General features: G+C 69.5%; 2 protein-coding genes. One reads left to right on the top strand and one right to left on the bottom strand.

Going from position 1 to position 1,743, the window contains the following annotated elements; translation table 11 throughout:
- Positions 1 to 554 (top strand): bifunctional enoyl-CoA hydratase/phosphate acetyltransferase (locus EQG76_RS26965; RefSeq protein WP_159718037.1); only part of this gene is annotated, 554 nt, incomplete at its 5' end.
- A gap of 10 nt (positions 555 to 564) precedes the next feature.
- On the opposite strand, the gene EQG76_RS26960 is transcribed toward EQG76_RS26965, so the two are convergent.
- Positions 565 to 1,743 (bottom strand): BBE domain-containing protein (locus tag EQG76_RS26960; protein ID WP_159718035.1); only part of this gene is annotated, 1,179 nt, incomplete at its 5' end.

Here is a 1,743-nt window from a genome sequence, read left to right as displayed (position 1 = left end):
TCATCATGGACGTGCCAGGCTACCCGGAGCCTTTGTTCATCACCGACGCAGCGATCAACATCTTCCCGGACCTGGCAACCAAGGCTGACATCGTGCGCAACGTGATCGACCTGCATCAGGGGCTGGGCCTGGGCCCACCCAGGGTCGCTATCGTTTCGGCGGTGGAGACGATCAACCCGAAGATCCCGAGCACGATCAAGGCGGCGGCCTTGTGCAAGATGGCCGAGCGGGGCCAGATCGTGGGCGGGCTCTTGGACGGGCCGCTGGCGCTGGACAACGCGATCAGCCCGGAGGCGGCGACGATCAAGGGGATCGGCGGCCAGGTCGCGGGCCGCGCCCAGGTGCTGGTGGTCCCGGACCTGGAGGCCGGCAACATGCTGGCCAAGAACCTGTCCTTCCTGGCCGGTGCCGATGCCGCGGGCGTGGTGGTGGGGGCCAGGGTACCGATCATCCTGACCAGCCGCGCCGACAATGTCCGCACCCGCATGGCGTCCTGCGCGGTGGCGGCCTTGTTCGCCCATCATCTGGCACAGACGCGGCCGGTCGCGCGTTGAGGCGGGCCGGTTAGCCGGCTGCCTGTACTCCATGGTGGATGGTGAACATGCCATCGGGATCGTAGCGGCGCTTGATCTCGGCCAGCCTGGCATGGTTGGCGCCCCAGAATGCCTGCTGCCAGTCTGGCTCGAAGAAGTCGCTCTCCGCCAGATAGCTGCCTCCGGTCGGGACCCGCTCCTTCAGGGAGGCCATGGCTGCGCGCACCCGTGCCGCATCCTGCCGTGCCCGCGCCACGTCCGGCTCGTGGCCGGGAATCCCCGGATAGGCGGGTGGACCCTCCGCACCGCAGATCACCAGCGCGAAGGCATGGCGCATGGCCGGGTTCATCGCCGTTGCGGCGGCGGCGCTTTCGACGCTCGCGGGACTGCCGGCCAATCCCTTGTTCGTGTGCAGCGACAGGCTCCAGTGCCGGCTCGCGGCGAACAGGGCCGCTGCCAGACCGTCACGCCGTTCCTCGGCGAGCAGGTCCGCGCCGAGCCAGGCGGACTGGTAGGCATGCAGGATCTGCCCCGCTTCTTCCCGGTTGCCCGCCCAGAAAATGCGCTCCGCCGGCGCTCCCGGCCGGTCGTCACCGAGCACCACGCCGGGCAGGGTGCGCAGAAAGGCGGGATCCCAGTAGCTGCGTGCCGGTACCGCCAGGATGGTCGGTTCCGCCGTGAAGCTGAAGGCTTCCGGCTCAGCGCGCAGTCTGGCCCAGAACGGTGCCCAGGTCCGTTCCGCCGCCGCCTGATTCAGGCCCTGGAGCGACATGGACAGAGCCAGGACGTTGTTGGGGCGCAGGATGATCTGCTCGCCCCAATGCGGATCGAGCAGGTTCTCGGCGTAGAAGGATAGCATCTCGGCGATCAGCTGCCGGAACGCGGCCGGCGAGCTGGCGCGGATCTCGGCGAACACCGCGCCCAGCGTAGGCGGCAGGTCGTGGGTCGCCAGCGTCAGCCGGGTGACCACGCCGAACGTGCCGCCGCCACCGCCCTTGAGCGCGAACAGGAGGTCGGGCTCCTGGACGGCGTTGACGGTTCGCACCGTGCCGTCGGCCGTCACGATCTCGGCCTCCAGCAGGCTGGCGGCAGCCGTGCCGAACGCCTTGGAGAAGCTGCCGAAGCCGCCGCTCTGCACGAGGCCGGCGACACCGACGGTCAGGCAGCCGCCGCCTTGCACATAGCGCCCGCCCCGGACGCAGACCTCCTG

The sequence above is a fragment of the Geminicoccus flavidas genome, from assembly GCF_009806515.1.
Classification (GTDB): Bacteria; Pseudomonadota; Alphaproteobacteria; order Geminicoccales; family Geminicoccaceae; genus Geminicoccus; species Geminicoccus flavidus.
This window is presented reverse-complemented; position numbering and strand designations above follow the sequence as displayed.